The sequence below is a fragment of the Sideroxydans lithotrophicus ES-1 genome (genome assembly GCF_000025705.1).
GTDB lineage: Bacteria > Pseudomonadota > Gammaproteobacteria > Burkholderiales > Gallionellaceae > Sideroxyarcus > Sideroxyarcus lithotrophicus.
The window spans coordinates 176184-201832 of the sequence record NC_013959.1; the positions used below are offsets into that span (position 1 = coordinate 176184).

Annotated in this window: 24 protein-coding genes and 1 riboswitch; of the genes, 12 read left to right on the top strand and 12 right to left on the bottom strand. The window is 59.1% G+C overall.

What is annotated here, in order from left to right:
• Window positions 1-10 precede the first annotated feature (10 nt).
• Window positions 11-337, top strand: a complete 327-nt coding sequence (nirD, locus tag SLIT_RS00795; RefSeq protein ID WP_013028300.1) for a nitrite reductase small subunit NirD — start codon at window positions 11-13, stop codon at window positions 335-337.
• Window positions 334-2982, top strand: coding sequence for a nitrate reductase (locus SLIT_RS00800; RefSeq protein ID WP_013028301.1), 2649 nt, complete (start codon window positions 334-336; stop codon window positions 2980-2982). Before nirD ends, SLIT_RS00800 begins: the two co-directional genes overlap by 4 nt.
• 115 nt (window positions 2983-3097) lie before the next feature.
• Here SLIT_RS00800 and SLIT_RS00805 read toward each other — a convergent pair whose 3' ends face one another.
• Both SLIT_RS00805 and mscL read right to left on the bottom strand, forming a co-directional pair.
• Window positions 3098-5425, bottom strand: coding sequence for a plasma-membrane proton-efflux P-type ATPase (locus SLIT_RS00805; RefSeq protein WP_013028302.1), 2328 nt, complete (start codon window positions 5423-5425; stop codon window positions 3098-3100).
• A gap of 269 nt (window positions 5426-5694) precedes the next feature.
• Window positions 5695-6099, bottom strand: coding sequence for a large-conductance mechanosensitive channel protein MscL (gene mscL / locus SLIT_RS00810; protein WP_013028303.1), 405 nt, complete (start codon window positions 6097-6099; stop codon window positions 5695-5697).
• Between the two features lie 196 nt (window positions 6100-6295).
• On the opposite strand from mscL, the gene SLIT_RS00815 reads away from it, so the two are divergent.
• From SLIT_RS00815 to SLIT_RS00825, 3 genes are all read left to right on the top strand, one after another.
• Complete coding sequence (locus SLIT_RS00815; protein ID WP_013028304.1) at window positions 6296-6517, top strand: hypothetical protein; 222 nt, start codon at window positions 6296-6298, stop codon at window positions 6515-6517.
• 198 nt (window positions 6518-6715) lie between these two features.
• Window positions 6716-8644: a lytic transglycosylase domain-containing protein gene (locus tag SLIT_RS00820; RefSeq protein ID WP_013028305.1), complete on the top strand. Its 1929-nt coding sequence runs from the start codon at window positions 6716-6718 to the stop codon at window positions 8642-8644.
• A gap of 4 nt (window positions 8645-8648) precedes the next feature.
• The gene (locus SLIT_RS00825) at window positions 8649-9863 is read left to right on the top strand and encodes a multifunctional CCA addition/repair protein (protein WP_150103029.1); all 1215 of its coding nucleotides are present in this window, start codon (window positions 8649-8651) and stop codon (window positions 9861-9863) included.
• On the opposite strand, the gene SLIT_RS00830 is transcribed toward SLIT_RS00825, so the two are convergent.
• Both SLIT_RS00830 and SLIT_RS00835 read right to left on the bottom strand, forming a co-directional pair.
• Window positions 9850-10344, bottom strand: a complete 495-nt coding sequence (locus tag SLIT_RS00830; RefSeq protein ID WP_013028307.1) for a DNA-deoxyinosine glycosylase — start codon at window positions 10342-10344, stop codon at window positions 9850-9852. The two genes, SLIT_RS00825 and SLIT_RS00830, sit on opposite strands and share 14 nt — an antisense overlap.
• A gap of 12 nt (window positions 10345-10356) precedes the next feature.
• Window positions 10357-11511 (bottom strand): class I SAM-dependent methyltransferase, encoded by a 1155-nt coding sequence (locus tag SLIT_RS00835; protein WP_013028308.1) that lies wholly within the window; start codon window positions 11509-11511, stop codon window positions 10357-10359.
• Window positions 11512-11556: 45 nt separating this feature from the next.
• Between SLIT_RS00835 and SLIT_RS00840 the strand changes: the two genes are divergently transcribed.
• The 3 genes from SLIT_RS00840 to SLIT_RS00850 all read left to right on the top strand — a co-directional run bounded on the left by SLIT_RS00840 (window position 11557) and on the right by SLIT_RS00850 (window position 14544).
• Window positions 11557-12297, top strand: a complete 741-nt coding sequence (locus tag SLIT_RS00840) for a pteridine reductase (RefSeq protein WP_013028309.1) — start codon at window positions 11557-11559, stop codon at window positions 12295-12297.
• Between the two features lie 5 nt (window positions 12298-12302).
• Complete coding sequence (ttcA, locus tag SLIT_RS00845; protein WP_013028310.1) at window positions 12303-13157, top strand: tRNA 2-thiocytidine(32) synthetase TtcA; 855 nt, start codon at window positions 12303-12305, stop codon at window positions 13155-13157.
• Window positions 13158-13218: 61 nt separating this feature from the next.
• The gene (locus SLIT_RS00850; protein ID WP_013028311.1) at window positions 13219-14544 is read left to right on the top strand and encodes a hypothetical protein; all 1326 of its coding nucleotides are present in this window, start codon (window positions 13219-13221) and stop codon (window positions 14542-14544) included.
• Between the two features lie 20 nt (window positions 14545-14564).
• Here the strand turns inward: SLIT_RS00850 and SLIT_RS00855 are convergent, their stop codons facing one another.
• From SLIT_RS00855 to metK, 7 genes are all read right to left on the bottom strand, one after another.
• Window positions 14565-15032: a NanQ anomerase/TabA/YiaL family protein gene (locus SLIT_RS00855; RefSeq protein ID WP_013028312.1), complete on the bottom strand. Its 468-nt coding sequence runs from the start codon at window positions 15030-15032 to the stop codon at window positions 14565-14567.
• Between the two features lie 32 nt (window positions 15033-15064).
• Window positions 15065-15613 carry a cytochrome b gene (locus SLIT_RS00860; protein ID WP_013028313.1) on the bottom strand — a complete coding sequence of 183 codons (549 nt, stop codon included), beginning with the start codon at window positions 15611-15613 and terminating at the stop codon, window positions 15065-15067.
• 195 nt (window positions 15614-15808) lie between these two features.
• The gene (trhP, locus tag SLIT_RS00865) at window positions 15809-17155 is read right to left on the bottom strand and encodes a prephenate-dependent tRNA uridine(34) hydroxylase TrhP (RefSeq protein WP_013028314.1); all 1347 of its coding nucleotides are present in this window, start codon (window positions 17153-17155) and stop codon (window positions 15809-15811) included.
• A complete protein-coding gene (metF, locus tag SLIT_RS00870; RefSeq protein ID WP_013028315.1) occupies window positions 17152-17994 on the bottom strand; it encodes a methylenetetrahydrofolate reductase [NAD(P)H] in 843 nt (280 codons plus the stop codon). Before metF ends, trhP begins: the two co-directional genes overlap by 4 nt.
• The gene (locus SLIT_RS00875; protein ID WP_013028316.1) at window positions 17960-18352 is read right to left on the bottom strand and encodes a phage holin family protein; all 393 of its coding nucleotides are present in this window, start codon (window positions 18350-18352) and stop codon (window positions 17960-17962) included. The genes metF and SLIT_RS00875 overlap by 35 nt, the downstream gene beginning before the upstream one ends.
• A gap of 70 nt (window positions 18353-18422) precedes the next feature.
• Window positions 18423-19829, bottom strand: coding sequence for an adenosylhomocysteinase (gene ahcY, locus SLIT_RS00880; protein ID WP_223293808.1), 1407 nt, complete (start codon window positions 19827-19829; stop codon window positions 18423-18425).
• A 26-nt stretch (window positions 19830-19855) separates the two neighbouring features.
• Window positions 19856-19947, bottom strand: a riboswitch (S-adenosyl-L-homocysteine riboswitch).
• 15 nt (window positions 19948-19962) lie between these two features.
• On the bottom strand, window positions 19963-21126 hold the full coding sequence (gene metK, locus SLIT_RS00885) for a methionine adenosyltransferase (protein WP_013028318.1): 1164 nt from the start codon (window positions 21124-21126) through the stop codon (window positions 19963-19965).
• Window positions 21127-21210: 84 nt separating this feature from the next.
• On the opposite strand from metK, the gene SLIT_RS00890 reads away from it, so the two are divergent.
• The 4 genes from SLIT_RS00890 to ubiD are packed head-to-tail and all read left to right on the top strand — an operon-like array spanning window position 21211 to window position 24856.
• Complete coding sequence (locus tag SLIT_RS00890) at window positions 21211-22074, top strand: lysophospholipid acyltransferase family protein (protein WP_013028319.1); 864 nt, start codon at window positions 21211-21213, stop codon at window positions 22072-22074.
• The gene (locus SLIT_RS00895; RefSeq protein WP_013028320.1) at window positions 22074-22943 is read left to right on the top strand and encodes an LpxL/LpxP family acyltransferase; all 870 of its coding nucleotides are present in this window, start codon (window positions 22074-22076) and stop codon (window positions 22941-22943) included. The genes SLIT_RS00890 and SLIT_RS00895 overlap by 1 nt, the downstream gene beginning before the upstream one ends.
• A 46-nt stretch (window positions 22944-22989) precedes the next feature.
• Window positions 22990-23355 (top strand): endonuclease domain-containing protein, encoded by a 366-nt coding sequence (locus SLIT_RS00900; RefSeq protein WP_013028321.1) that lies wholly within the window; start codon window positions 22990-22992, stop codon window positions 23353-23355.
• A gap of 37 nt (window positions 23356-23392) precedes the next feature.
• Window positions 23393-24856: a 4-hydroxy-3-polyprenylbenzoate decarboxylase gene (gene ubiD, locus SLIT_RS00905; protein ID WP_013028322.1), complete on the top strand. Its 1464-nt coding sequence runs from the start codon at window positions 23393-23395 to the stop codon at window positions 24854-24856.
• A 57-nt stretch (window positions 24857-24913) separates the two neighbouring features.
• On the opposite strand, the gene SLIT_RS14960 is transcribed toward ubiD, so the two are convergent.
• Window positions 24914-25534, bottom strand: coding sequence for a porin family protein (locus SLIT_RS14960; protein ID WP_013028323.1), 621 nt, complete (start codon window positions 25532-25534; stop codon window positions 24914-24916).
• Between the last annotated feature and the right edge of the window lie 115 nt (window positions 25535-25649).

The following is a 25649-nucleotide window of genomic DNA, read 5'->3' on the forward strand; positions in this document are numbered from 1 at the left end:
GGAGAATGCCATGAACTGGATACAAGTCGGCACGCTGGAGGATATTCCGCGCCAGGGTTCGCGCGTGATCAATACTGCACATGGCGAGATCGCCCTGTTTCGCAGCAAGGACGATCAGGTATTCGCACTCAACAACCGCTGCCCGCACAAAGGCGGGCCACTGGCGCAGGGTATCGTGCACGGCAAACGCGTCACCTGCCCGTTGCACAACTGGGTGATCGACCTGGAATCGGGCTCCGCCATCGCGCCCGATGTAGGGTGTGCACATCGGCATGAAGTGCGCGTCGCACATGAAGTGCTGTTCCTTGCGCTAGAAGCAGGAGCATGCAAAGCATGAATGCAGCACAAGTCGCCCGCAGCACCTGTCCTTATTGCGGGGTCGGCTGCGGAGTGACAGCGAACGTCAGTGCAGATGCTGTCACGCTCGCGGGCGATATAACGCATCCGGCCAATTTCGGCAGGTTGTGTTCCAAGGGCGCTGCGCTGGCCGACACACTGGATCACGAAGGCCGATTGCTGTATCCGCTAGCCAACGGCGTGCGCATATCCTGGGATGAGGCACTCGACCGGGTTGCGCATGGATTTGAAAAGATCATCGCCGAACATGGCACGGATGCCGTTGCGTTCTATGTCTCCGGGCAACTGCTGACCGAAGATTATTACGTTGCCAACAAGCTGATGAAGGGATTCATCGGCAGCGCGAACATCGATACCAATTCACGGCTGTGCATGTCGTCGGCGGTGGCCGCGCAGAAACGCGCATTCGGCGCGGATGCGGTGCCTGTGTGCTACGAGGATGTCGAGATGGCGGACCTCGTGGTGCTGGCCGGTTCCAACTATGCCTGGGCGCATCCGGTGTTATACCAGCGCCTCGCGGCGGCGAAGAAAGCGCGTCCCGAGATGCGGGTAGTGGTGATCGACCCGCGGCGCACTGCGACTTGCGACATCGCCGATCTGCATCTGGCGATCGCGCCGGGTGCAGATGCGTTCTTGTTCAACGGGCTGCTGCACCATCTGCGCCGCGAGGATGCGATCGATCTCGGTTACGTCGAGGCACATGTGGAAAGTTTTGCCGGTGCCTTCGAGGCGGCACGTGCGGCTGGCTCGATCCCCAAGGTAGCGCAGGTGTGCGGGCTGGCGGAATCGGACTTGAGCGAATTCTTCCGTCTGTTCGCGAAGACAGAACGCACCGTGACGGTGTTCTCGCAGGGCATCAACCAGTCTTCCAGCGGTGTGGACAAGGGCAACGCAATCATCAATGTACATCTGGCTACGGGTCGGGTCGGGAAAGCCGGCATGGGGCCTTTCTCGGTGACCGGACAGCCGAACGCGATGGGCGGACGCGAGGTTGGCGGATTGGCCAATCAACTGGCGGCGCATCTGGATTTTTCCGATGCAGCGAGTATCGATTTGGTTGGGCGGTTCTGGAAAGCAGCCGGCATCGCGCGCAAACCCGGTCTGAAAGCTGTAGAGATGTTTCATGCCATCGCTTCGGGCAAGATCAAGGCGGTGTGGATCATGGGCACCAATCCGGTGGTCAGCATGCCGGATGCGGACAGTGTGCGTGCCGCATTGATGGATTGCGAACTGGTTGTTGTGTCCGATTGCATGCGACACACCGATACGACGGCATGCGCCGACATCCTGCTTCCTGCCACAGGCTGGGGCGAAAAGGACGGCACGGTGACCAACTCCGAGCGGCGCATCTCACGGCAGCGCGCGTTCATGCCGGCAGCGGGTGAAGCCAGGCCTGATTGGTGGATCATCACCCAGATTGCGCAGCGCATGGGATTTGCCGAGGCGTTCCCCTATACCCAGCCTGCGCAAATATTCCGCGAGCATGCACGCCTGTCTGGTTTTGAGAATGCGGGAACGCGTGCTTTCGACATCAGTGCATTGGCTGATCTGGGCGATGCGGATTACGATGCACTGCAGCCTGTGCAGTGGCCGGTCAACAGTCAGGCACCGCAGGGGACTCAGCGTTTGTTCGTGGATGGAAGATTTTATACGCCCAGCGGCAAGGCACGCATGACCACAGTTTCGCCTCATCTGCCCGCAGTGGCGGTAGATGATAATTTTCCGCTGGTGCTGAATACCGGCCGGATCCGCGATCAATGGCACACCATGACCCGAACCGGGAAGGTGCCGCGTCTCAATGCGCATCAAATTGAGCCGTTTGTGCAAGTGCAGGCATCCGATGCTCAACTGTGTCGGTTGCAGGACGGTGCGCTGGCGCGCTTGACGAGCCGCGACGGGACCATGTTGGCACGGGTTCAGGTGAGCGACGATCAGCGACCCGGCTCGGTGTTCGTACCCATGCACTGGAATGATGGCTTTGCCAAATTGGCACGTGTGGATGCCCTGGTCGCACCGATCACCGACCCTATCTCGGGACAGCCTGAATCCAAACATACACCGGTTCGAGTCGAAACTTATCAGCCTGCCTGGCAGGGTTTTGTTCTGAGCCGGACCCGTCTTGACTTTGCCGATACCAGTTATTGCGTTTGCTCACGTGGCGCAAACTATTGGAGGCATGAAATTGCCGGTGACGTCACGCCTGAAGATTGGCGTAGCTGGGTACAAACTACTTTGCATGGCCCTGGTGACTGGATCGAATATCGCGATATGGGAATGAGGCGTTATCGCGCTGCCTGCCTTCGAGATGGCAGATTGGAAACGGTGTTCTTTATTGCGGCAGACCACCTCTTGCCGGAACGCGAATGGCTGGGCAGTCTGTTCAGCCAAGAGCGACTTGAAGCAGTCGACTTGGCTGGATTGCTGGCTGCACGCCCGCCCAAAGGCGCCGCGACCGACGCAGGACGTAATGTGTGCGCATGTTTCAGCGTGGGCGAAAAAACCATCCTGAACGCCATTCAGACACAAGACCTGAATAGTATCGAAGCCATCGGGCTATGCTTAAGGGCAGGCACCGGCTGCGGTTCATGTGTACCTGAAATTCGGCGCATTCTTGACCAAAGCTGAACCATTTGATCACCCTCAACATAATTGGGAAGAAGGTGTTCGTTTGCGTTGGGACATTCACCCATCCGGCACGATGAGTGTGGGCACTCCAGTTGCGTCAGTCTATTTAACCCGATCAGAAGCCAAAATGCCGGAAGACACGTATCTTTATGAAATCCACTGCGATGAGGTAAGTCAGCACCAAAGCCATCAATCCGGAGACTAGCCCCAGCGGAATGGCGGCCATGAATATCCCCTGGGTGGAGAAAAAACCGACGATCACGATATCCAGCAAGGAGGCCAGCAGCAGCCATTTGCTCGGCAGCGAATGCCAGAAATGACGGCGCTCGCGCACCAGATACACGTTGCCCTGGCCGGAAAAAACCAGCATCACGAAGATCAGCGTCTGCAACTCGGTCAACGGCAAATGGAGCCAGTCGCGCCCGGCAAAAAACACAGCGAACGACAGTATCAGCACCAGCACAGCCAGGATGCCGGATGTCAGCATCAGGTTTGGAATATTCCAGCGCTCGGGTGCGCGCGCATAGGAGACGTTATCGGTGGCGATGGACATCGTAACGAAATCATTGGTGAACAGCAGCAGTACGATGAGCAGGGGCGTTATCACGAATACGCCCGTCAGCATTACGCCGACACTCAGGAAGACGGCGATCTCCAGCGTCTTGATGATTTTGTTCATCGTGTAGGTGAGCATGCGCTGGTTGATGCGCCTGCTGGTTTCTACTGCTGCCTTGACGTCTCTCAGGCCGGGGTTAGTCAGTACCAGGCTGGCGGCAGCCTTGGCGACATCCGTGGCGCTGGCCACGGCAATGCCGACCTCAGCCTGCTTGAGCGCCGGGGCATCGTTGACGCCATCGCCGCTCATGCCGACCACATGCCCGCTTTGCTGCAATGCCTGTACCAGACGGAATTTGTCTTCCGGCAACACACGGGCGAACACGTCGTAGTCCAGCACGCCGTGCTCAATCGCAGCATTCAGGTTTTCCGGTGCGCACACGCGTCCACCAATGCCCACCTGTTCGGCGACCGCGCGGGACGTGGCCGGACCATCGCCGGAAACCATCAGCACACGCACCCCAAGGTCCTGCAGGTCCTGGATCAGCAACCGCGAATCATCCCTTGGCGGATCTTGCAGCGCCACCAGCCCGGCCAATTGCAGGCCGTCGTTGCCGTTTTCGGCGGCAACCGCCAGGACACGGGAGCCGTCTGCAGCCATGCGCTCCACGTCCGTACCGATGTCGAGCCCGCCCGCAACGAGTGCAGCAATCACGCGCGGTGCACCCTTGAGCACTCTCAACTTGCCGCCATTCTGGACGTAACTGGCTTCCGACCGTTTGGTTTCGGGGTCGAACGGAATGAAGCTTAAGCGCGAAGTGATTCCGGCAAGCAGGCCGCGCGACTGGGCGGCGTCCAGAATGGCGAGGTCTATCGGATCCTGTGTCGCATGGTCGCAGGCGAGCGCGGCCAATCGCAGCAGGTCGTTGTCGGCATAAGGCGCGCGTGCCTGTAACGCAGAAAGTGCCAGGCGGTTTTGCGTGATGGTGCCGGTCTTGTCGCTTGCCAGCACATCCATGGCCGCTGCTTCCTCGATGGCCGATAGCCGTGTAACCAGCACACCGTTCCTGGCCAGCTCCAGCGCGCCCAGCGCCGTAGCGAGGGTGTAGGTTGCCGGAAGCGCAATGGGGACTGAGGCCACCAGCAGGATCAGCGCGAAAGGAAGAACTTCGGTGATGGCGATACCGTACATCCAGCTATAGAGCAACAAAGCGGCAACCAGGATTGCGTCGAGTGCCACCAGATACTTCACGATGGTCACGATGAGGGTTTCAAGGTGGCTCGCCGTCCTGGCGGTACGCACCAGCTCGGCAGTCTTGCCGAAATAGGTGCGCCCCCCCGTCTCGATGACTTCGCCCGAGGCTTCGCCTCGTTTAACGATGGCACCGGCATGCACAGTCGCTTCGGCGCCGGTTTCAACAGGGAGGGCTTCGCCGGTAAGTGCCGATTGATCCAGCAGCAGCTGCCCGTCAAGCAGGCGGATGTCGGCAGGTGCAAGATCGCCCATGCGCAGATGCACCACATCTCCCGGCACCAGGTCTTGCGCTTCAGCCTGTCTCCAGGCCCCGTCGCGCAGAACGCGCACCTGGATAGCCAGGCGTTTTCTCAGCAACGCCAGTGCGTTGTTGGCGCGATTCTCCTGGGCGAACCCCAGCACGGCGTTGAAGACCAGCAAGAGGGCAATAATGGCGGCCTCATCAGTCTTGCCTAAAGCGAACTGCAATGCGATCGTTGCTTCCAGCATCCAGGGTACGGGAGCCCAGAATTTACCCAGGAATAGCAGCCAGGGATGAGGGTGGTCTTCCGCCACCATGTTTGGGCCAAACTTTGCGAGCCGTTGTTTGGCCTCGGCAGTGGTGAGGCCTTGAAGTGCAGTTACTTCTGACATGGTGCTCTCCTCGCTTGGACAGGAAAGGGCGGGCGGCGTGGACTGAAATAATCACATTGGTTGCTGCGCTGCAAATCAGCATGATGGGAGAGCGACTGATGCGCATTAAGTTCCGGAGCAGGGAAGTGCAAGGCGAAATATTCCCGAATAATCTGCGTCAAGGCGGTTTCCAGTATTGCTTGCCGGCAAATGGAAGAAATTCGTATCCTGCGCTTCCGGTATTCGGATCGGCTCCAGGCCCGGATTTGGCGCGTTGGTTCAGGATGCTCTCATCGATTGCTTCTCAGCAAGTCGCGAATCTCCATCAGCAGGGCTTCTTGCGCAGAAGGTGGCGGAACTGCAGATGGGGCTTCGGCAGCTTTTTTCTTCATCGAGTTGATGCCTTTGATGACCAGGAAGATGACCGCGGCAACGATCGTGAAATCCACCACTGTTTGAATGAATCTGCCGTAGCTGATCAGGACGGCTGGCGCAGTGGCGGTGGATTCCTGCAGGGTGAAGGCCAGTTTCGAGAAGTCGACACCGCCTACCAGAACTCCGATAGGGGGCATGACGACATCGGTCACCAATGAAGAAACGATCTTTCCGAACGCGGCACCGATGATCACGCCCACAGCCATATCGACCACGTTGCCCTTGACTGCAAATTCCCTGAATTCCTGCATCATGCTCATGATGTTCTCCTTGTTGGATATTGAACTACTGCATGGTTCAGACTCTGTCACCGCGAAGAGGATACCCCGTCCTTGCCAGGTGTCCAGATTCTGCCTCTTCTGGCGAGTCAGGCTGACATACTAAACTTTATCACCGGGGGGCCGATACATCACATACAGGGGCGATCTTCAGGGCCCTGCGTTGAGGAGGTGTGACATGGCCATCGTGATGAACATGAGCGGGTATGAGGTCGAACGCGAGGCGGTCGCGCCCGGCGAATATGACGATGAGGTGTTGTGCGCGGGCTGGAATCCGCAGCTGGCATCGATCGGAAACGAACCTGTCGGGAGGATGGAAAGACATACCGCTTTTCCTGCCGAATTGGCGAACGTGGATGCCGATGCTTTTCTGCAGAAAATGTACCGATACCAGTGTTGAAAATACGCAGACCCGGGCGGCTTCGCTACTGAGGCCGTCCATTGCCGAATATGAACGCCAGTCATCCGGCCGGGCTGCAATTCCGCCAAGTGGCTGATTATCCGAAAGCCTTATTCAGCGCCTTATTCGGGGGAGTTTGAGTAACTTGATGCAAGTGGCTCTGTGATATTCTTCACATAGTCGATCCCGAGTCCTCCCATGAAATTCGTATTGCTCCTGCTGCTGGCGCTGCCCGCATGTGCGCTGGCCGACCAAGAAAGCGATTTTCGCGCTGCGCGCGAAGCATTGCGCGTCGGTAATGCGGAACGTCTGGACCAGCTGGCGGAGCGTCTCAAGGACAGTCCGCTGGAGCCGTATGTGACGTATTACCAGCTGCGCATGCACTGGGGCAGCAAAGCCACCGAGCCGATCAAGGCATTCCTGGCGCGCAGCAACGAGTCGCCGGTGGTCGATCAGTTCCGCAGCGAATGGCTCAAATATCTCGGCGAACACGGAAGCTGGGCAGAGTTTGCCGAAGAATATGCACATCTGGTCAACACGGACGACGAGCTGACCTGCTATGCCCTGCAATTGCGTGAACAGACCGTCGCAGCGGGCGCGCTGGCTCAGGCGCGCAAGATGTGGTTCAGCGGCGACGATACGCCGGATAGCTGTACACCGTTGTTCGATGAGGGCCTGAAGCAGGGCGTCATCGGCGAAGACGATGTGTGGCAGCGCATGCGCCTGGCGCTGGAGAACAACAACACTGCGCTGGCCAGGGAACTGATCAGGAAATTGCCCAAGGCACAGGTTTTTCCGGCGGCGGAGCTGACCATGGCGGCAAGATACCCGCGGCACTATCTGGAAAGGACCAAATTCGACAAGGCAGGCAAAGGCCGGCGTTTGGCGGCCCTGTTCGCCTTGCAGCGGCTGGCCAGGCAATCGCCGCAGATCGCCTTTGCGCACTGGGAACATATCGCCAACTATTTTACCGAAGAAGAGCAGCGCTACTTCTTTGGCTGGCAAGGCTACGCCGGGGCGCTGGCGCACGACGAACGCGCATTGCAATGGTTCTCGGTGGCGGGCGATGCAGCGTTGAATTCCAAGGAGTTGGCATGGCGAACCCGCGCTGCGCTACGCGCGCAGAATTGGCACGAAGTGTGGGAAAGCATCAATGCCATGTCTCCGCAACAGCAGAGCGAAGGCGCGTGGCGCTACTGGAAGGGCCGGGCGCTCAAGATACTGGGACGCCCGGATGAGGCGAACGCGCTGTTTACCCAGCTGAGCCGCGAATACAATTTCTACGGCCAGCTCGCTTCCGAGGAATTGGGCGCAGCGCCGGGCGCAGGCATGAGCTCGGCGCATTACCTGCCGACCGATGCCGAGATCGAAGCGATGCAGGCGCAGCCGGCGATTCAGCGCACATTGCTGCTGTATCGCATGGACATGCGCACCGAGGCAGCCAAGGAATGGGCGTGGGCGACGCGCAATTTCACCGACCAGCAACTGCTGGTCGCTGCCGCAGTGGCGCAGCACAACGAGATGTACGACCGCTCCATCAACGCGGCGGACCGCACGGTGCAATTGCATGACTTCAATCTGCGCTATCCTGCGCCATACCGTGATGCCATGCAGGAGAACCTGCACAAGCACGGACTGGAAGAGGCATGGGTGTACGGCCTGATGCGGCAGGAGAGCCGCTTTGCGACCAAGGCCAAATCCGACGTCGGCGCAGCCGGCCTGATGCAGATCATGCCCGACACAGCGCGCTGGGTGGCCAGGCAGATCGGCATGAAAGGCTACCGCAAAGGCCTGATCCACCAACTGGATGTGAACATCAAACTGGGCACGTTCTACATGAAGACGGTATCGCACCAGTTCGACGACAACCCGGTGCTGGCTTCCGCTGCCTACAATGCCGGTCCGACCCGGGCGCGGCAATGGTGCGGCACGCAGCCGATGGAAGGCGCGATCTATGTCGAGACCATCCCGTTCGACGAGACGCGCGATTACGTGAGAAAGGTGCTGAGCAACACCATGTATTATTCCAAGCTGTTCGGCCAGACCTCGCAATCGCTCAAGCAGCGGCTCGGCACCATCGAGGCGGTGAATGAAAAGAACCAGAGATCAGATCGCAATGAACGTTAACGACCTGAAAACATATTGCGTCGGCGGTGCGGTGCGCGACCGTCTGCTCGGCCTGCCGGTGCAGGACCACGACTGGGTGGTGGTGGGCAGCACGCCGGAGCAGATGGTCGCGCGCGGCTTCAGACCGGTGGGTGCCGATTTCCCGGTTTTCCTGCATCCCGACACACACGAGGAATACGCGCTGGCGCGCACCGAGCGCAAGGTGGCGCAGGGCTACAAAGGCTTCACCGTCTATACCTCGCCTGATGTCACGCTGGAACAGGACCTGCTGCGCCGCGACTTCACCATCAATGCCATCGCGGAAGATGCCGACGGCAACCTGATCGATCCCTACGGCGGACAAACCGACCTGAAGGCGGGCATCCTGCGCCACGTCAGCGACGCCTTCGCCGAAGACCCGGTGCGTATCCTGCGCGGTGCACGCTTCGCCGCACGTTTCGGTTTCACCTTTGCGCCGGAGACGCTCGCGCTGATGCGCAAGATGGTGGACAACGGCGAAGTGGATGCGCTGGTGGCCGAGCGCGTATGGCAGGAACTGGCGCGCGGCCTGATGGAAAAGCAGCCGTCGCGCTTCTTCACCACGCTGCGCGAGTGCGGTGCGCTGAAGAAGATATTGCCGGAGATGGACGCGCTGTTCGGCGTGCCGCAGCCCGCGCACTACCACCCGGAGATCGACTGCGGCATCCACGTCCTGATGGTGATCGACGATACGGCGAAATGCGGTCACCCGCTGGAAGTGCGCTTTGCCGCACTCGGACACGACCTCGGCAAGGCGACCACGCCCGAAGATACGCTGCCGCGCCATATCGGCCACGAACAGCGCAGCGTCGATCTGCTCAAGGGTCTATGCGAACGGCTGCGGGTGCCCGCCGATTGTCGCGATCTGGCGATGCTGGTCGCGCGCTACCACAGCCATGTGCACAAAGCGCGCGAGTTGCGCGCCGATACCATCGTCAAGGTGTTCGATGCCTGCGACCTGTGGCGCAAACCGGAACGCTTCGCTCAGATATTGCTGGCCTGCGAATCCGATGCGCACGGCCGCACCGGGCATGAGCATGATGCCTATCCGCAAGCTCCTTACCTGCTGGATTGTGGCCGCGCCGCGCAGGCAGTGAAGGCGGGCGAGATCGCACGTGCCTGTCCGGACAAGAACCTGATCGCCGACAAGGTGCGCGAAGCGCGCATCGTGGCGGTGGAAGCAGTCATCAAGTCCGCGTAACAACCTGCCATGCCTGCAGCTTGTCTGCATAGTGCATACCGGCATGCGCAGGGCTGGTCGAAGGCAGGCGCGCAAATTCCAGCGCGGGCAATTTCTGTTTTCCCAGCACGAACCGTTTGAAACTCTGCTCAGCCTTGGCCCCGTTGAAATACACGTGCGTGATGCACGGGTGCTGGACGAAGAAGGCGGTGAAGTCGTTGCCTATCTCTTCGCGGATATGCGTATCCAGGCTGCTCTCGCGTACGCACGAGGCCAGCACATCCCATAATGCGATGCCTGAAGACTTCAGTAGGCCCAGCCTTTGTGCATAGGGTAGAGATGGATGCGCACCGACCAGTTCACCCATGATCTTCCAGAAGGCATTCTGTGGGTGGGCATAGTACTGGTGCTGCCGCAGCGATTCCTTGCCGGGCATGCTGCCCAGGATCAGCACACGGGCTTCAGCATTGCTTACCGCTTTAAAACTGTGGATGTGCGGCATGCTTCAGAAAAACTACAGCAGGCGCGACAGATCGCCGCGCAGGAATCCTGCCAGCGGCTGGTCAATGCCCTTGCCCAGCGCGATCACCTTGAACAGTTCGCCCATTTCCGCCGGACTGGTGAGTTTCTGCAGTTGCGCGGAAAGCGGCGCATAAGCCTTCACGTCTTCCGGCGAGACCTTGCCCAGATGGTCGGTGATCCCGTTGTTGAACAGGAAGTGCGCTTGCGAGGTGTAGCCAAGGAAACTTGCGCCGTGATCGATGGCCGCTTCCGCCACCGCGGTGAAGTCCACATGAGAGGTGATGTCCTGTAGGCCGGGCAGGTAGAACGGGTCATCATGAGAGTGGTGGCGGTAGTGGCACATCAACGTACCCCGTGACCGTTGCGGGTGGTAATACTCCCCCGCGCCGAAGCCGTAGTCGATGAAGATCAATGCGCCCTTGTCCATGCGCTCGCACAGGCTGGCGATGAGACCGCGTGTGGTGAGCGAGACCTCGCTCAGGTAATCGTCCGGCACCTTGAGGTTCTTGGCGAAGTCAAGCAACGCTGGAACGTCCAGTTCCCTATCCACCCATAAAAAACGAGTAGCCTTGCTGGTCACGCCGCGCTCCAGGATGCGGCGATTCGACCAATACAGCAGGTGTACCGGCAATGCATCCAGTACCTCGTTGCCGATGACTGCGCCGGAGATCTTTTCCGGCAGCGTATCCAGCCAGCGCACCCGTTCGACCAGATGCGGCAGGTGCTTGCCCAACAAGGCTTGCTGGCGTTCGCGCAGGTCGGCGCTCACTTCGAGGATCGAATAGCTTTCCGGCAATTCGCCCAGACGTTCCAGTTCGCCGAGGATGTCCACTGCCAGCTTGCCGCTGCCCGCACCGAGTTCGAAGATGTGCGGCGCGCTGGCATGCATCACCTCGACCAATTGCCGGGCCAGGGTGTGGCCGAACAGGGAAGACAACTCCGGCGCGGTGATGAAATCGCCTGCCTCCCCGAACTTGAGCGCCCCTGCTGTGTAGTAACCCAGGCCGGGCGCATACAGGGCCAGTTCCATGAAGCGCGAGAAGGGTATCCAGCCGCTTTGCGCAGCGATATCGCCGCGAATGAGTTCACACAGCTTCGCGCTGTGTACTAGGGCATCCGGGGTCGGGGCAGGCAGGGATATGGACATGGTCGGGTATAATTCGGCAGTTGCGCGAGTTTAGTGGGGAATGCGATGCAAGGCAAAACGGTTTTGGTGACAGGCGGGGCGAAGCGCGTCGGCGCGGCTATCGTTCGCCGTTTGCATGCGGCGGGCGCGAACGTTTCGATCCATTACCGGGATTCGCTGCACGAAGCGATGGCCTTGTGCGACGAGCTGAACGAGAAACGCGCAGACTCGGCTTGCACCGTGCAAGCCGACCTGCTCGACATCGCCAGCCTGCCGCGCGTGGTCGAAGAGACCTTGCGTGAGTTCGGTCAGCTGGATGCGCTGGTGAACAACGCCTCCAGTTTCTACCATACGCCGCTGCACGAGATAGACGAACAGCAATGGAACGACCTGCTGGGCACCAACCTCAAGGCGCCGCTGTTCCTGGCGCAGGCAGCGGCACCGGAATTGCGCCGTCGCCACGGTTGCATCGTCAACATCGTCGACATCCATGCCGAACTGCCGATGCACGGGCACCTGCTGTACAACATCGCCAAGTCCGGCCTGGCCGGGCTGACCCGCGCCCTGGCGCAGGAGATGGCCCCGCAAGTGCGGGTGAACGGCGTCGCGCCGGGCGTGAACATCTGGCCGGAAAGTGCGGCCTGGCAAGACGAGGAACAGCGGCGCAAACTCGTTGCGCACACCTTGCTCAAGCGCGAGGGCGAGCCTGACGATATCGCCAAAACCGTGCAGTTCCTGATCGCCGACGCACCTTACATCACCGGGCAGATCATCGCTGTGGACGGCGGGCGATCCATCAATATCTGAACACCATGAACGACATCATCCAGCCAGTACACTTCGAGCATCACTCGACCAACTTCAACCGCCTCAAGGGCCGGCTGGAACACATGGTCGGCAAGGCCATCGCCGACTTCAACATGATCGAGGAGGGCGACGTGGTGATGGTGTGCCTTTCCGGCGGCAAGGACTCCTACACGCTGCTCGATATCCTGCGCACCCTGCAGAAACGCGCGCCGGTCGATTTCAAGCTCATTGCGATGAACCTCGACCAGAAGCAGCCGGGCTTTCCGGCCGATGTGCTGCCGAACTATCTGAAATCCATCGGGGTGGATTTCCACATCGAGACGCAGGACACCTATTCCATCGTCAAGGAGAAGATCCCCGAGGGCAAGACCACCTGTTCGCTGTGCTCGCGCCTGCGCCGCGGCATCATCTACAAGGTGGCGGGCGAACTGGGGGCGAACAAGATCGCGCTGGGACACCACCGCGACGACATGGTGGAGACGCTGTTCCTCAACATGTTCTTCGGCGGCAAACTGAAGGCCATGCCGCCCAAGCTGGTCACCGACAAGGGCGACCACATCGTGATCCGGCCGCTGGCCTATTGCGCCGAGAAGGATATCGCCCGCTACGCGCGCGGCATGGAATTTCCCATCATCCCGTGCAACCTGTGCGGCTCGCAGGAGAACCTGCAACGGCAGAACATCAAGCAGATGTTGCATGAGTGGGAGCGGCAATATCCTGGGCGCAGCCAGACCATCTTCACCGCGATGCAGAACGTCAAGCCTTCGCACCTGCTCGACACCAGCCTGTTCGATTTCAGAAACATCCAGCTGGGGGCGGCGGTGGATGAAGGCGATGTTGCCTTCGATCAGGAAATTTGACGTAAAATTCACAGATTGGCTGATCTAGCCTTTCAACCTAACCTCGATTTGGAGTGAAAAGATGCAATCCTGGCAAATCCGTATCTCTGGCGCGCTGATCGCGCTCTTCCTGGCTGGCTGTGCCACGCCAGTGAGCACCAACATCAAACCTTCCGCAGCGAACGTCGCAAAGTTCAACGACCTGTCCGAACTCAATGTAGTGGCCACGCTGGAAAAGAACGTCAACGAAGCCAGGAACGCCGACATGCCTTTCCTGGCACCGAACTATTTCCGCGAAGCCGCGCAAGTCCTGAGCGAATGCCAGAGCGCACTGGGCAACAAACCCAAGGATGTGCTGGTGAACAACGCGGCCAAGGGCGATGCCATCCTGGAAAAGGGACGCGCAGTGATGGACATCGTTAAATATCGCTTCGCCAAGGAGCTGGAGTACAGGGCGCAATTGCTGGAGCATGATGCGCCGAAGCTGCTGCCCAAGGAATACGAAAAAGTGATCGGCGAGCTGTCCGGATTGATCGAAAAAGTGGAACGTGAGCAACCGGCCAGCATCGACAAGGAAAAAGAAGCCTTGCTCAAATCGATGCTGGATCTGGTGATCAAGTCGGTGCAGGCAGGCGCGCTGCACGAAAGCGAACTCATCAATGCCGACAGCAAGGCGAAGAATGCCGACAAGCAGGCGCCGCTGACTTATGCCGAGGCATTGCGCGTGTACCAGGAATCGAAGAGCCAGATCGCAGCAGCACATCACGACAAGGAGCTGGTCCAGCGCCTGGGTGCCGAAGCCACGTTCGCTGCGCGCCATGCACAACAGGTCAACGAGCGCGTCGCGTTGTTGCAAGCCCAGCTGAAAGTGAGCGCCGCGGGCAGCGCAATGACAGGCGGGGTGATGGTCGGCGGAGCGATGGCCGGGGGCAGCAGCGGAGCCCAGGTAGGCGCTCAGCTGGACGGCAAGACGGCAGGGTCAGCTACCGAACGAGTCTCCCTGGAAAAGATCGTGCTGCAGGAAGAGGACCGCCTGCGCAGCATCTCGACGGCATTGGGGATGAAGGACCTGCGCGACCTGCCATTGGAGAAGCAGGTGGAGGAGATCAAGCGCGCCGCTGCCGAAGCCGCACAACAACCCAATGGCGCAGTAGCTGCCAAAGACTTTGAAGCGCGCCTCGAGGCTGCCAACAGCGGCATCCAACAAGGTGTGGCGGAGCTGGCGAAGAAAGACAAGCTGTTGGCTGAGAAAGACCAGAAGCTCGAGTCGCAGGCCACCCAGCTGGCAGAGAAGGATGCTCAGATCAAAACCTTGACAGACAAGGTCATGAAACTGGAAGCGGCACCGAAGCCAGCCAAAAAATCCAGGACAGTTAAACCCAAGGTTTCACAGCCCGTGAAGAAATAACCGGACCCGTCTTTCCTGGCTCAAGGTTGCGCAGGACTCACCGCAACCTTGAAGATCACCTTGCGTATCAAACCGCCGCCCCCGCCAATCAGCGGCGCATGAGCATCCTCGGGGAAGAAGATGCAGAAATGATCTGGCGGCACCGGCACGTATGAGGCAGGTGCATCATGGAAGAAACGGATGTCCTTCTCCGTGCTGTGCTCGCTCACCGGGTTCAGACAATCCGCCAGTGGCTTCCATCCCATCGTCTCGTCTCCTTCCAGCACGAGCTGGATGTCGATGTAACGCCGGTGCGCCTCCAGCTTTGCCATCTCCTTGGTCTTCGCCGGTACTCGTTCCACGATGGCGATCAGGTCGTCGCCGACGATGTGGTAACGCCCCGGTGCGAGGTTGAACAGGTCGGTGTCGCGGATGTAGTCGAAGGCGCGCTGGAACAGCGGATGCAGCTCGGCGTAGCGGCCGGATTGGGTGAGGGAGGAGAAGATCATGTGCGTATTATCCTGCAAAGGGCTGCATCGCTTCATCCACGACCGGGCAGCATCCTGGTCAATGTGTTGTCGCGCTTGATATAGTGATGATACAGGGCAGCGATCGTATGCAGGCCGATGAGGTAGTACCCGGCCGTGCCGACGAATTCATGCACCTCCTTGATCTGCGACGCGAGTTCCTTGTTCTGGCCGATCAGGGCCGGCAGCTGCAGGCCGAAGAACGGGATCGGCTTGCCCGAGGCGCTGAGCAAAAGCCAGCCTGTTATCGGCATGCCTATCATCAGCGCATACAGCGCCAGATGCAGCAGCTTGGAGGAGATCTCTTGCGAACGCGGGAGCGCTGGCTGAATAAGGGGGGTGGGGCCGGAGAAGCGAGCCGCCAGGCGTAGCCAGACCAGCCCGAATGCCAGCATGCCGAGCATGAAGTGCCAAGTCTTCAACGCTTCGCGCGGATCGCTGCCTTTGGGGTACAACTCGCGCAGATTGATGGTGGCATACACTGCGATGAACAACAGCAACATCAGCCAGTGAATCCCGATGGAAACAGAACCGTAACGGCTTGCAGTATTTTTCCAGTTCATTGCAGGTCTCCTTTTAGTGACTGCGCGAGCTGCGGATATTGTCGAATGCGTGCGGGCACAGATGGAACAAGACGGCGGGAAGCATAGCGAGCACTCCTTAAATCCTGCTTAATTCAGAAGAAGGTTCCATTTTGCAAACTATGGCAGAAACGGTTGCTTGGTGAAACCGGAAAATCATGGCGCCTGTCTGGGGACCTAGATAAACCGTGCAATCATCCCTTTGGCCAGTTCGCCCGTTAGCGGTATCCGCACATGATGCCCGCTGCCGGGCGCAACGCTGAGTGCTTCGCCTTCCAGGCTGCGCATCTCTTTCAATTCGACGATGCTGTTGCCGGAGGGGTGGATGATCTCGAGCTTGTCGCCGACCTGGAACTTGTTCTTCACGTCGATCTCGGCCATGCCGTTCGCGCAGGCGACGATGTCGCCGACATATTGCTGGCGGAAGCTTTCGGAGTGGCCGCGCATGTAGTTCTGCTGTTCATGGGTGTGGTGGCGCTCGTAGAAGCCGTCGGTATAGCCGCGGTTGGCCAGTGCATCCAGTGCACCAAGCAGTTCCAGATTGAACGGTCGTCCCTTGACGGCATCGTCGATGGCCTGGCGATACACCTGTGCGGTACGCGCCACGTAGTAGATGGATTTGGTGCGCCCCTCTACCTTGAGCGAATCGATGCCGATCTTGACCAGCCGCTCGACATGTTCGACCGCGCGCAGGTCTTTCGAATTCATGATGTAGGTGCCGTGCTCGTCTTCCAGCACCGGCATCAGTTCGCCCGGATGGTCCTTGCGCGAGATGACGTAGACCTTGTCGGCCAGCGGATGGCGCGGTTGCGAACCGCAATCGGACAGCGGGCTTTCGCTTAGCGCCTTGTCGAAATCGAAGTCGATCTTCTGGATGTCGCCGGTGCCGTCCTCGACGGCACTGTCCACCTTGTAATCCCAGCGGCAGGAGTTGGTGCAGGTGCCCTGGTTGGCGTCGCGGTGGTTGAAGTAGCCCGACAGCAGGCAGCGACCAGAATAAGCGATGCACAGCGCGCCATGGATGAACACTTCGAGTTCGATGTCAGGACATTGCTGTCTGATTTCTTCTATTTCGTCCAGCGACAGTTCGCGCGACAGGATCACGCGCGACAGGCCAAGCGACTTCCAGAACTTCACCGCTGCATAGTTGACGGTGTTGGCCTGCACCGAGAGGTGGATGGGCATCTCCGGCCAGCGTTCGCGCACCATGGCGATCAAGCCTGGATCGGCCATGATCAGTGCGTCCGGCTGCATCTCGATCACCGGCTGCATGTCGGCCATGTAGGTCTTCACCTTGGCGTTGTGTGGCATCAGGTTGCTGGCAACGAACAGTTTCCTGCCTAGCGTGTGTGCTTCCTGGATGCCGGTGCGCAACTCCTCCAGCTTGAATTCGTTGTTGCGCGCACGCAAGCTGTAGCGCGGCTGGCCGGCATAGACCGCGTCCGCACCGTAGGCGTAGGCGGTACGCATCTTGTCGAGCGTGCCGGCGGGCAATAGCAATTCAGGTGCGCGCAAGGTGCTCATCGGTAACCCAGACGTTTCAGGATCTCCAGCGAAGCATTGGCCTGGTTCAAGGTATAGAAGTGCAGGCTCGGCGCACCGCCAGCGATGAGTTTTTCGCACAGCTGTGTGACCACATCGAGGCCGAAGGCCTGCACCGACTCGCTGTCGTCGCCGTAACCCTCCATGGTCTTGCGCATCCAGCGCGGGATCTCTGCGCCGCAGTTGTCGGAGAAACGCGCGAGCTGGGAAAATCGCCCGATGGGCATGATGCCCGGCACGATGGGCGCGGTGACGCCGAGTTTGCGTGTCTCTTCGACGAAGCGGAAGTAGGCATCCGCATTGTAGAAATATTGCGTGATGGCTGAGTTGGCGCCTGCATTCATCTTGCGCTTGAAATTGAGCATATCTTCGCGCGCAGACTTCGCCTGCGGATGGAATTCAGGATAGGCTGCCACTTCGATATGGAAGTGCTCGCCGGTCTGCGCACGGATGAACGATACCAGCTCGTTGGCATACTGGAATTCACCGATGCTGTGCATGCCCGAAGGCAGGTCGCCGCGCAGTGCGACGATGCGCTTGATGCCCATGTCCTTGTAGGCGAACAGCAGCGCGCGGACGTTGTCGCGCGTGGAGCCGACGCAAGACAGGTGTGGGGCAGCGCTGTGGCCTTCGGCATGGATATGCCGGATGGTTTCCAGCGTGCGGTCCTGGGTGGAACCGCCGGCGCCGAAGGTGACGGAGAAGAATTCCGGCTTGACCGCGGCCAGGCGCTGGCGTACGCCAGTCAGCTTCTCGACGCCTTCCGGCGTCTGCGGCGGATAGAACTCAAAACTGATCGGTGTCTTTGTGTTGTTGATCATTTTTTCTCGCAAGTAGTTGTGCGGCGGCTGAACTCAGCGCCCAGGAAAATATGCTGTACAGGACCGCGCCGAATACGCCGGACCAGAAATCCTCGACCACGAATCCGCGCAGGATGGAACCTGCGAACCAGAACATCAGTCCGTTGATGACGAAGATGAACAATCCCAGCGTGATGACGGTGACCGGCAGCGTCAGCACCAGAAAGATCGGGCGAATCAGTGTATTGACCAGACCCAGAACCAGCGCGGCTATGAACGCTGCCGTGAACCCGTCCACATGGATGCCGGGGACGAAGTTCGCCACGGCGATCAATGCCATCGAGTTCAGGGTCCAGATCAAGAGCAGTCTTAGCAACATTTTCCGTTCAGCAAGTTAAGAGGGGCGAACCTGAAGTCCGCCCCTCGACATCATACCCGCAACCGGCAGCTTAGTAGCGGTAGTGGTCGGCCTTGTACGGGCCCTGTTTGGGAACGTTGATATAGGCAGCCTGCTGGTCGGTCAGTTCCGTCAGCTGCGCGTTCAGCGTCTTCAATTGCAGGCGCGCGACCTTTTCGTCCAGATGCTTGGGCAGGGTATACACGCCCACCGGATACTTGTTGCTGCCTTTCACCGCTTCCGTCCACAGCTCGATCTGGGCGATGGTCTGGTTGGCGAACGAGGACGACATCACGTAGGACGGATGGCCGGTACCGCAACCGAGGTTCACCAGACGCCCCTTGGCCAGCAGGATGATGCGCTTGCCGTCCGGGAAAATGACGTGGTCGACTTGCGGCTTGATCTCTTCCCACTGGTACTTCTCCAGCGAGGCGACGTCGATCTCGTTGTCGAAGTGGCCGATGTTGCAGACGATGGCGTTGTTCTTCATCTTCGCCATGTGGTCATGGGTGATGACATGGAAGTTGCCGGTGGTGGTGACGAAGATGTCGGCCTTGTCGGCAGCGTACTCCATGGTCACGACGCGATAGCCTTCCATGGCGGCCTGCAGCGCGCAGATCGGGTCGATCTCGGTGACCCACACTTGCGCCGACAGCGCGCGCATCGCTTGCGCCGAGCCCTTGCCCACATCGCCGTAGCCGCAGATCACCGCGATCTTGCCCGCGATCATCACGTCGGTCGCGCGCTTGATGCCGTCCACCAGCGATTCGCGGCAGCCGTACAGGTTGTCGAACTTGGACTTGGTGACGGAGTCGTTCACGTTGATGCCGGGGAACTTCAGTTCGCCACGCTGGTGCATCTGGTACAGACGATGCACACCGGTGGTGGTCTCTTCGGTCACGCCCTTGATCTCGGCGAGACGCTTGGAGTACCAGGTCTTGTCTTGCGCCAGCTTGGCCTTGATCGACGCGAACAAACAGGTCTCTTCTTCCGAAGTCGGCTTGCTGATCAGCGATGCATCCTTCTCGGCGCGCGCGCCCAGGTGCAGCAGCAAGGTCGCATCGCCGCCGTCGTCCAGGATCATGTTGGAATAACCGCCGTCCGCCCATTCGAAGATGCGGTGGGTGTAGTCCCAGTATTCGGTCAGCGTCTCGCCTTTGACAGCGAACACCGGGGTGCCGCCCGCAGCGATCGCAGCTGCCGCGTGGTCTTGCGTGGAGAAGATGTTGCACGAAGCCCAGCGCACTTCCGCACCGAGCGCCTTAAGCGTCTCGATCAGCACGGCAGTCTGGATGGTCATATGCAGGCTGCCAGTGATGCGCGCGCCTTTCAGCGGTTGCGTCTTGGCGAACTCGGCACGAATGGCCATCAGGCCGGGCATTTCGGTTTCGGCGATGGCGATCTCTTTGCGGCCCCATGAGGCCAGGTTGATGTCGGCGATGACGTAGTCTTTAGACATGATGCACTCCATTCATTTGATAAGTTAATGAATGGGCGCCGTTGCAACATTGTTGAGCCACCTCCGCCGAGCCTGACAGGTTCACCTTGCGGTGACTGCTGCAGCGCCCCTCGGCGGGATGGGTGTTACGAAATTACAGTCCTGCGTCAGCCCTCAGAGCGGCTGCCTTGTCAGTAGCTTCCCATTTGAATTCGGGTTCTTCGCGGCCGAAGTGGCCGTAGGCAGCCGTCTTCTGGTAGATCGGACGCAGCAGGTCGAGCATTTGCACGATGCCTTTCGGGCGCAGGTCGAAATGTTTTTGCACCAGTTCGGCGATCTTTTCGTCGGAGACCTTGCCGGTGCCGTAAGTGGTCACCATCACGCTGGTGGGGCGTGCCACGCCGATCGCGTAGGAGATCTGGATCAGGCACTTGTCGGCCAGGCCGGCGGCGACGATGTTCTTCGCCACATAGCGTCCGGCATAAGCTGCAGAACGGTCGACTTTGGAAGGATCCTTGCCGGAGAACGCGCCGCCGCCGTGCGGGGCTGCGCCGCCGTAGGTGTCGACGATGATCTTGCGTCCGGTCAGGCCGCAGTCGCCTTGCGGGCCGCCGACGACGAAACGTCCGGTCGGATTGACCAGGTACTTGATCTCGCCCTTGATCAGCTCCTTGGGCAATATCGGCTTGATGATCTCTTCGATGGCGGCTTCGCGGATCTGCTCCAGCGTCATCTCGGGCGCGTGCTGGGTGGACAGCACCACGGTGTCGATGCAATACGGTTTGCCGTCGACATACTTGATGGTGACCTGCGATTTCGCATCCGGACGCAGCCACTTCAGGCGGCCGTCGTGGCGCAATTGCGCCTGACGCTCGACGATGCGGTGCGACAGGTAGATCGGCAACGGCATCAGCACGTCGGTCTCGGTACAGGCATAGCCGAACATCAGGCCCTGGTCGCCGGCGCCCTGATCGAGGCCGTCGTCGTAGGCCTTGTTCACGCCTTGCGCGATATCGGGGCTCTGCTTGTCATAGGCCACCAGCACGGCGCAACCCTTGTAGTCGATGCCGTATTCGGTGTTGTCGTAGCCGATGCGCTTGATGGTGTCGCGCGCCACCTGGATGTAATCGACATTGGCGGCCGTGGTGATCTCACCGGCCAGAACCACCAGTCCGGTGTTGCACAATGTCTCGGCAGCGATGCGTGAATGCTTGTCCTGAGCTAGAATCGCGTCCACGATGGCATCGGAAATCTGGTCTGCTACCTTGTCCGGATGGCCCTCGGACACGGATTCGGATGTAAAGAAATATTCGCTCATGGCTCTCCGTTTGCTGCTTCATTGGTTAAATGGGCGCGCAGTATATCAAATCCCGGCTATATTGATTTAATGGATTTTTCTTGAATGGTTATCGTATTTGATGTGTTGGCGCGTCTGCCGCTGTGGCTATTGCACCGTATCGGCACGCTGCTCGGCTGGGTGGTCTATCTGTCTTCGGGGCGTTATGCCAGGCGTTTGCGGGCAAACCTGCAAAGCGCCGGCCTGGCAGATTCGCGGGACGGGTATCGCAAGCTGGTTCGGGCCAATGTAAGCGAGGCGGGCAAAGGGATAATGGAGCTGCCCTGGGTATGGCGCCGTCCGCTGGAGAAAGTGCTCACCGGCGTCAAGCAATACCACGGTTGGGAACATATCGAAGCGGCAGTCGCGCAGGGCAAGGGGGTGATCGCACTGACGCCGCATCTCGGCTGCTTCGAGATCATCAGCCTGTTCATCGCTGCCCGCCTGCCGATCACCACCATGTATCGCCCGCCGCGCTGGGCCTTCCTCGACAAATTGATGTATGAAGGCCGTGCGCGCGGGCAGACCAAACTGGCCCCGACCGACCTGGGCGGCGTGCGCCAGCTGATCAAGACGCTCAAGCACGGCGGGATCATCGGCGTATTGCCGGATCAGGTGCCGGGCAATGGCGAGGGCGAATGGGTGCCGTTCTTCGGGCGTCCCGCCTATACCATGACGCTGATCGGAAAGCTGATCAAATCCAGCGGGGCGGCGGTGGTGATGTGCAGCAGCGAGCGTTTGCCGCACGGCGAAGGTTATGCGTTGCATTTCACGCCCCTGGCCATCGATCCCGCCATTTCCATTCCGGCGCAGATCAACGCGGTACTGGAAAAGACGATACGTACCTGCCCCGAGCAGTACCTGTGGAGTTATAACCGTTACAAAGTGCCGCGCGGTGCATTGCCGCCAGACACAGTCAAGGAGCAGTGATGCTGGTGCGCATCGGCGTTTTCGTCTTCTGGCTGATCCATTTTTTGCCGTTCCGCGTCATCGTTGCCATCGGTAATGGACTCGGGTTAGTGCTCTATCCGTTGGCGTCAGAGCGCCGCCGGGTGGGCATGATCAACTTGGGGCTGTGTTTCCCCGGGATGAGCGAAGTGGATCGCGAGCAACTCGTACGTGCGCATTTCAAGATGTTCTGTCGCGGTCTGATCGAGCGCAGCATCCTGTGGTGGTCGAGTGCCGAACGCATCCGCAGTCTCATCCGCGTCGAGGGTGTGGAGCATTTCGAGGCGGTCAAGGACAAGCCAGCCATCTTTCTCACACCGCATTTCGTCGGCATGGATGCGGGCGGCCAATGGATCGCGCAGCACACTGACACGGTATGCATGTATGCGAACCAGAAGAACCGCTACTTGACCGAGTTGTTGCTGGAAAAGCGGGCACGCTTCCGCAACCAGCATCTCTATTCCAGACAGGAAGGTTTGCGCCCCATCCTCAAGGGGATGCGCAAAGGCATGCCCTTCATCTATCCGCCCGATCAGGATCAGGGGGTCAAGGATGGTGCGTTCATCCCTTTCTTCGGCGTGCCTGCCGCGACTATGACTTCGCTGCCGCGCATCGCGCAGATGACCGGTGCGAAAGTCGTGCCCAGCATCACGCGCGTGCTGCCCGGCGGCGAGGGGTATGTGCTGACGTTCTATCCGGCGTGGGAGAATTATCCGAGCGGGGACGATATCGCCGATGCGCGGCGCATGAATGCCTTCATCGAGGATCGCATCCGCGAGATGCCGGAACAGTATTTCTGGCTGCACAAGCGGTTCAAGACGCGGCCCGAGGGCGAGGCAAGGTTTTATTAGGTATCCCCTCTCCCGCTAGCGGGAGAGGGGTAGGGGAGAGGGTGTTGTGGCTGAAAAAGAAATCTTAGACAACGCCAAAACTTTACGCACCCAACAAACAGAAGCCGAGCAGCGGCTGTGGTTCCACCTGTGGGCGCACCGCTTCATGAAGCTGAAATTCAAGCGGCAAAAACCAATTGGTTGCTATATCGTCGATTTTGTATCCGTGGAGCGGAAGTTGATTATTGAAATTGACGGTGGACAGCATTCCGAGCAGGTTGAATACGACCAACGGCGCGATTTCTGGCTGAGAAGCCAAGGCTACACTGTGTTACGGTTTTGGAACAATGATGTCATGCAACAGTTGGACGGAGTGTTGGAACAAATACGATTGACGGTTATAGCCCTCTCCCCCCAGCCCCTCTCCCGCTAGCGGGAGAGGGGAGATAAATGCCTGAAGGGACACTGAAATGAAATACAAAGATCTGCGCGACTTCATCTCCCAACTGGAAAAGCTCGGTGAGCTAAAACGCGTTACCGCGCCAGTCTCCACACACCTGGAAATGACCGAGATCTGCGATCGTGTGCTGCGCGTGCAAGGCCCCGCGCTGCTGTTCGAGAACGTGGCCGGGCACAAGATGCCGGTGCTGGCCAACCTGTTCGGCACGCCGCGCCGCGTGGCACTGGGCATGGGCGAAGATTCAATTACGGCCTTGCGCGAAGTCGGCAAGCTGCTCGCCTACCTGAAAGAACCGGAGCCGCCCAAGGGTCTGAAGGATGCGTGGGAGAAATGGCCGATACTCAAACAAGTCCTCACCATGTCGCCCAAGGTGCTGTCTTCCGCCCCGTGCCAGGAAGTGGTGTGGGAGGGCAACGACGTCGATCTGTCGAAACTGCCGATCCAGCATTGCTGGCCGGGCGATGTTGCGCCGCTGATCACCTGGGGGCTGGTGGTCACGCGCGGTCCGAACAAGCCGCGCCAGAACCTCGGCATCTACCGCCAGCAGGTCATCGCGCCGAACAAGGTCATCATGCGCTGGCTGGCGCACCGCGGCGGCGCGCTGGATTTTCGCGACCACTGCGAGAAGAACCCGGGGCAGCCGTTCCCGGTGGCGGTGGTGATCGGTGCCGATCCCGCGACCATCCTCGGTGCGGTGACCCCCGTTCCCGACTCATTGTCCGAATACCAGTTCGCGGGATTGTTGCGCGGCAGCAAGACCGAACTGGTGAAATGCATCGGCAGCGACTTGCAAGTGCCCGCTTCCGCCGAAATCGTGCTGGAAGGCGTGATCCATCCGGGCGAAACCGCGCTGGAAGGACCGTACGGCGACCACACCGGTTACTACAACGAGCAGGACAAGTTTCCGGTCTTTACCATCCAGCGCATCACCATGCGCCGCGATCCCATTTACCACTCCACCTACACCGGCAAGCCGCCCGACGAACCGGCCATGCTAGGCGTCGCGCTGAACGAGGTGTTCGTGCCGCTGCTGCAAAAGCAATTCCCGGAGATCGCCGATTTCTACCTGCCGCCTGAAGGTTGCTCCTATCGCATGGCGGTGGTGAGCATCAGGAAGCAATACGCCGGGCATGCCAAGCGCGTGATGTTCGGCATCTGGAGCTTCCTGCGCCAGTTCATGTACACCAAGTTCATCGTGGTGGTGGATGACGACATCGACGTGCGCGACTGGAAGGAAGTGATCTGGGCGATCACCACGCGCATGGACCCGGTGCGCGACACGCTGCTGGTGGAGAACACGCCGATCGACTACCTCGACTTCGCCAGTCCGGTTTCAGGATTGGGCGGCAAGATGGGACTGGATGCGACCAATAAATGGCCGGGCGAGACGCAACGCGAATGGGGCACACCTATCGTGATGGATGCTGTTGTGAAAGCGAAGGTGGATGCGATGTGGAGCGAACTGGGTTTGTAGTCGGCAAAAAAACAAAAAAGCCGGGTCTCCCCGGCTTTTCATTAGGCTAACTTCAAATTAGAAGTTGTACACACCACCTACCGAGAATACCTGCACGCCAATATTGGGTGCGTTCACCCCTCCGAAGAACAATCCGGGCAATTGGACTTTGCCGAAATCTTGATACTGCAGACGAATGCCGAATCGCTTGTTGATGTTGAACTGACCTCCGATACCGAACATCAAGTTGGTCTTGCTGGCACTTGCGGTTTGGGCAACACTGGGTACGAAAGTGCCGCCGAAGGCAGTAGCTGTGTAATCAATTTTGGTGTTTGCTAACCCCAATTTGCCGAACAGATCAAATTTGTCGTTGATCGGAAAAGTACCGACTGCAGCAAGCTGCAGGGAAGAGGTCTTCAATTTTTCCGTTGTGCTAGCGCCACCACCAGCACTGGTAGTAATGGTCGAATCTCCGATGATGGAATAGCCAGCTTCTACACCCACATTTTGGTTAAAGTGATAACCGCCGCCAATGGTGATAGATCCTGGATTGCCGAATTTGGTAGTGGAAAATTGACTTGTGGCATTGCTGAAGTTTGCTTGACCCAAATCAGCGTTAACGTAAGCACCCTGATCCGCAGCGAAAGCGGAAGCAGAAACTGTTGCCGAGAGAAATAGTACAGAAGCGATTTTCTTCATTTTTGTTCCTTATGAATTAACAAATACAGTTTGCGCATTGCAAATTGCAGCGCGGATTCTCTTTTATTATCCTCAATGCAGTAAAGGACAAAAAAGTACTAGATAGTTTTGTGGA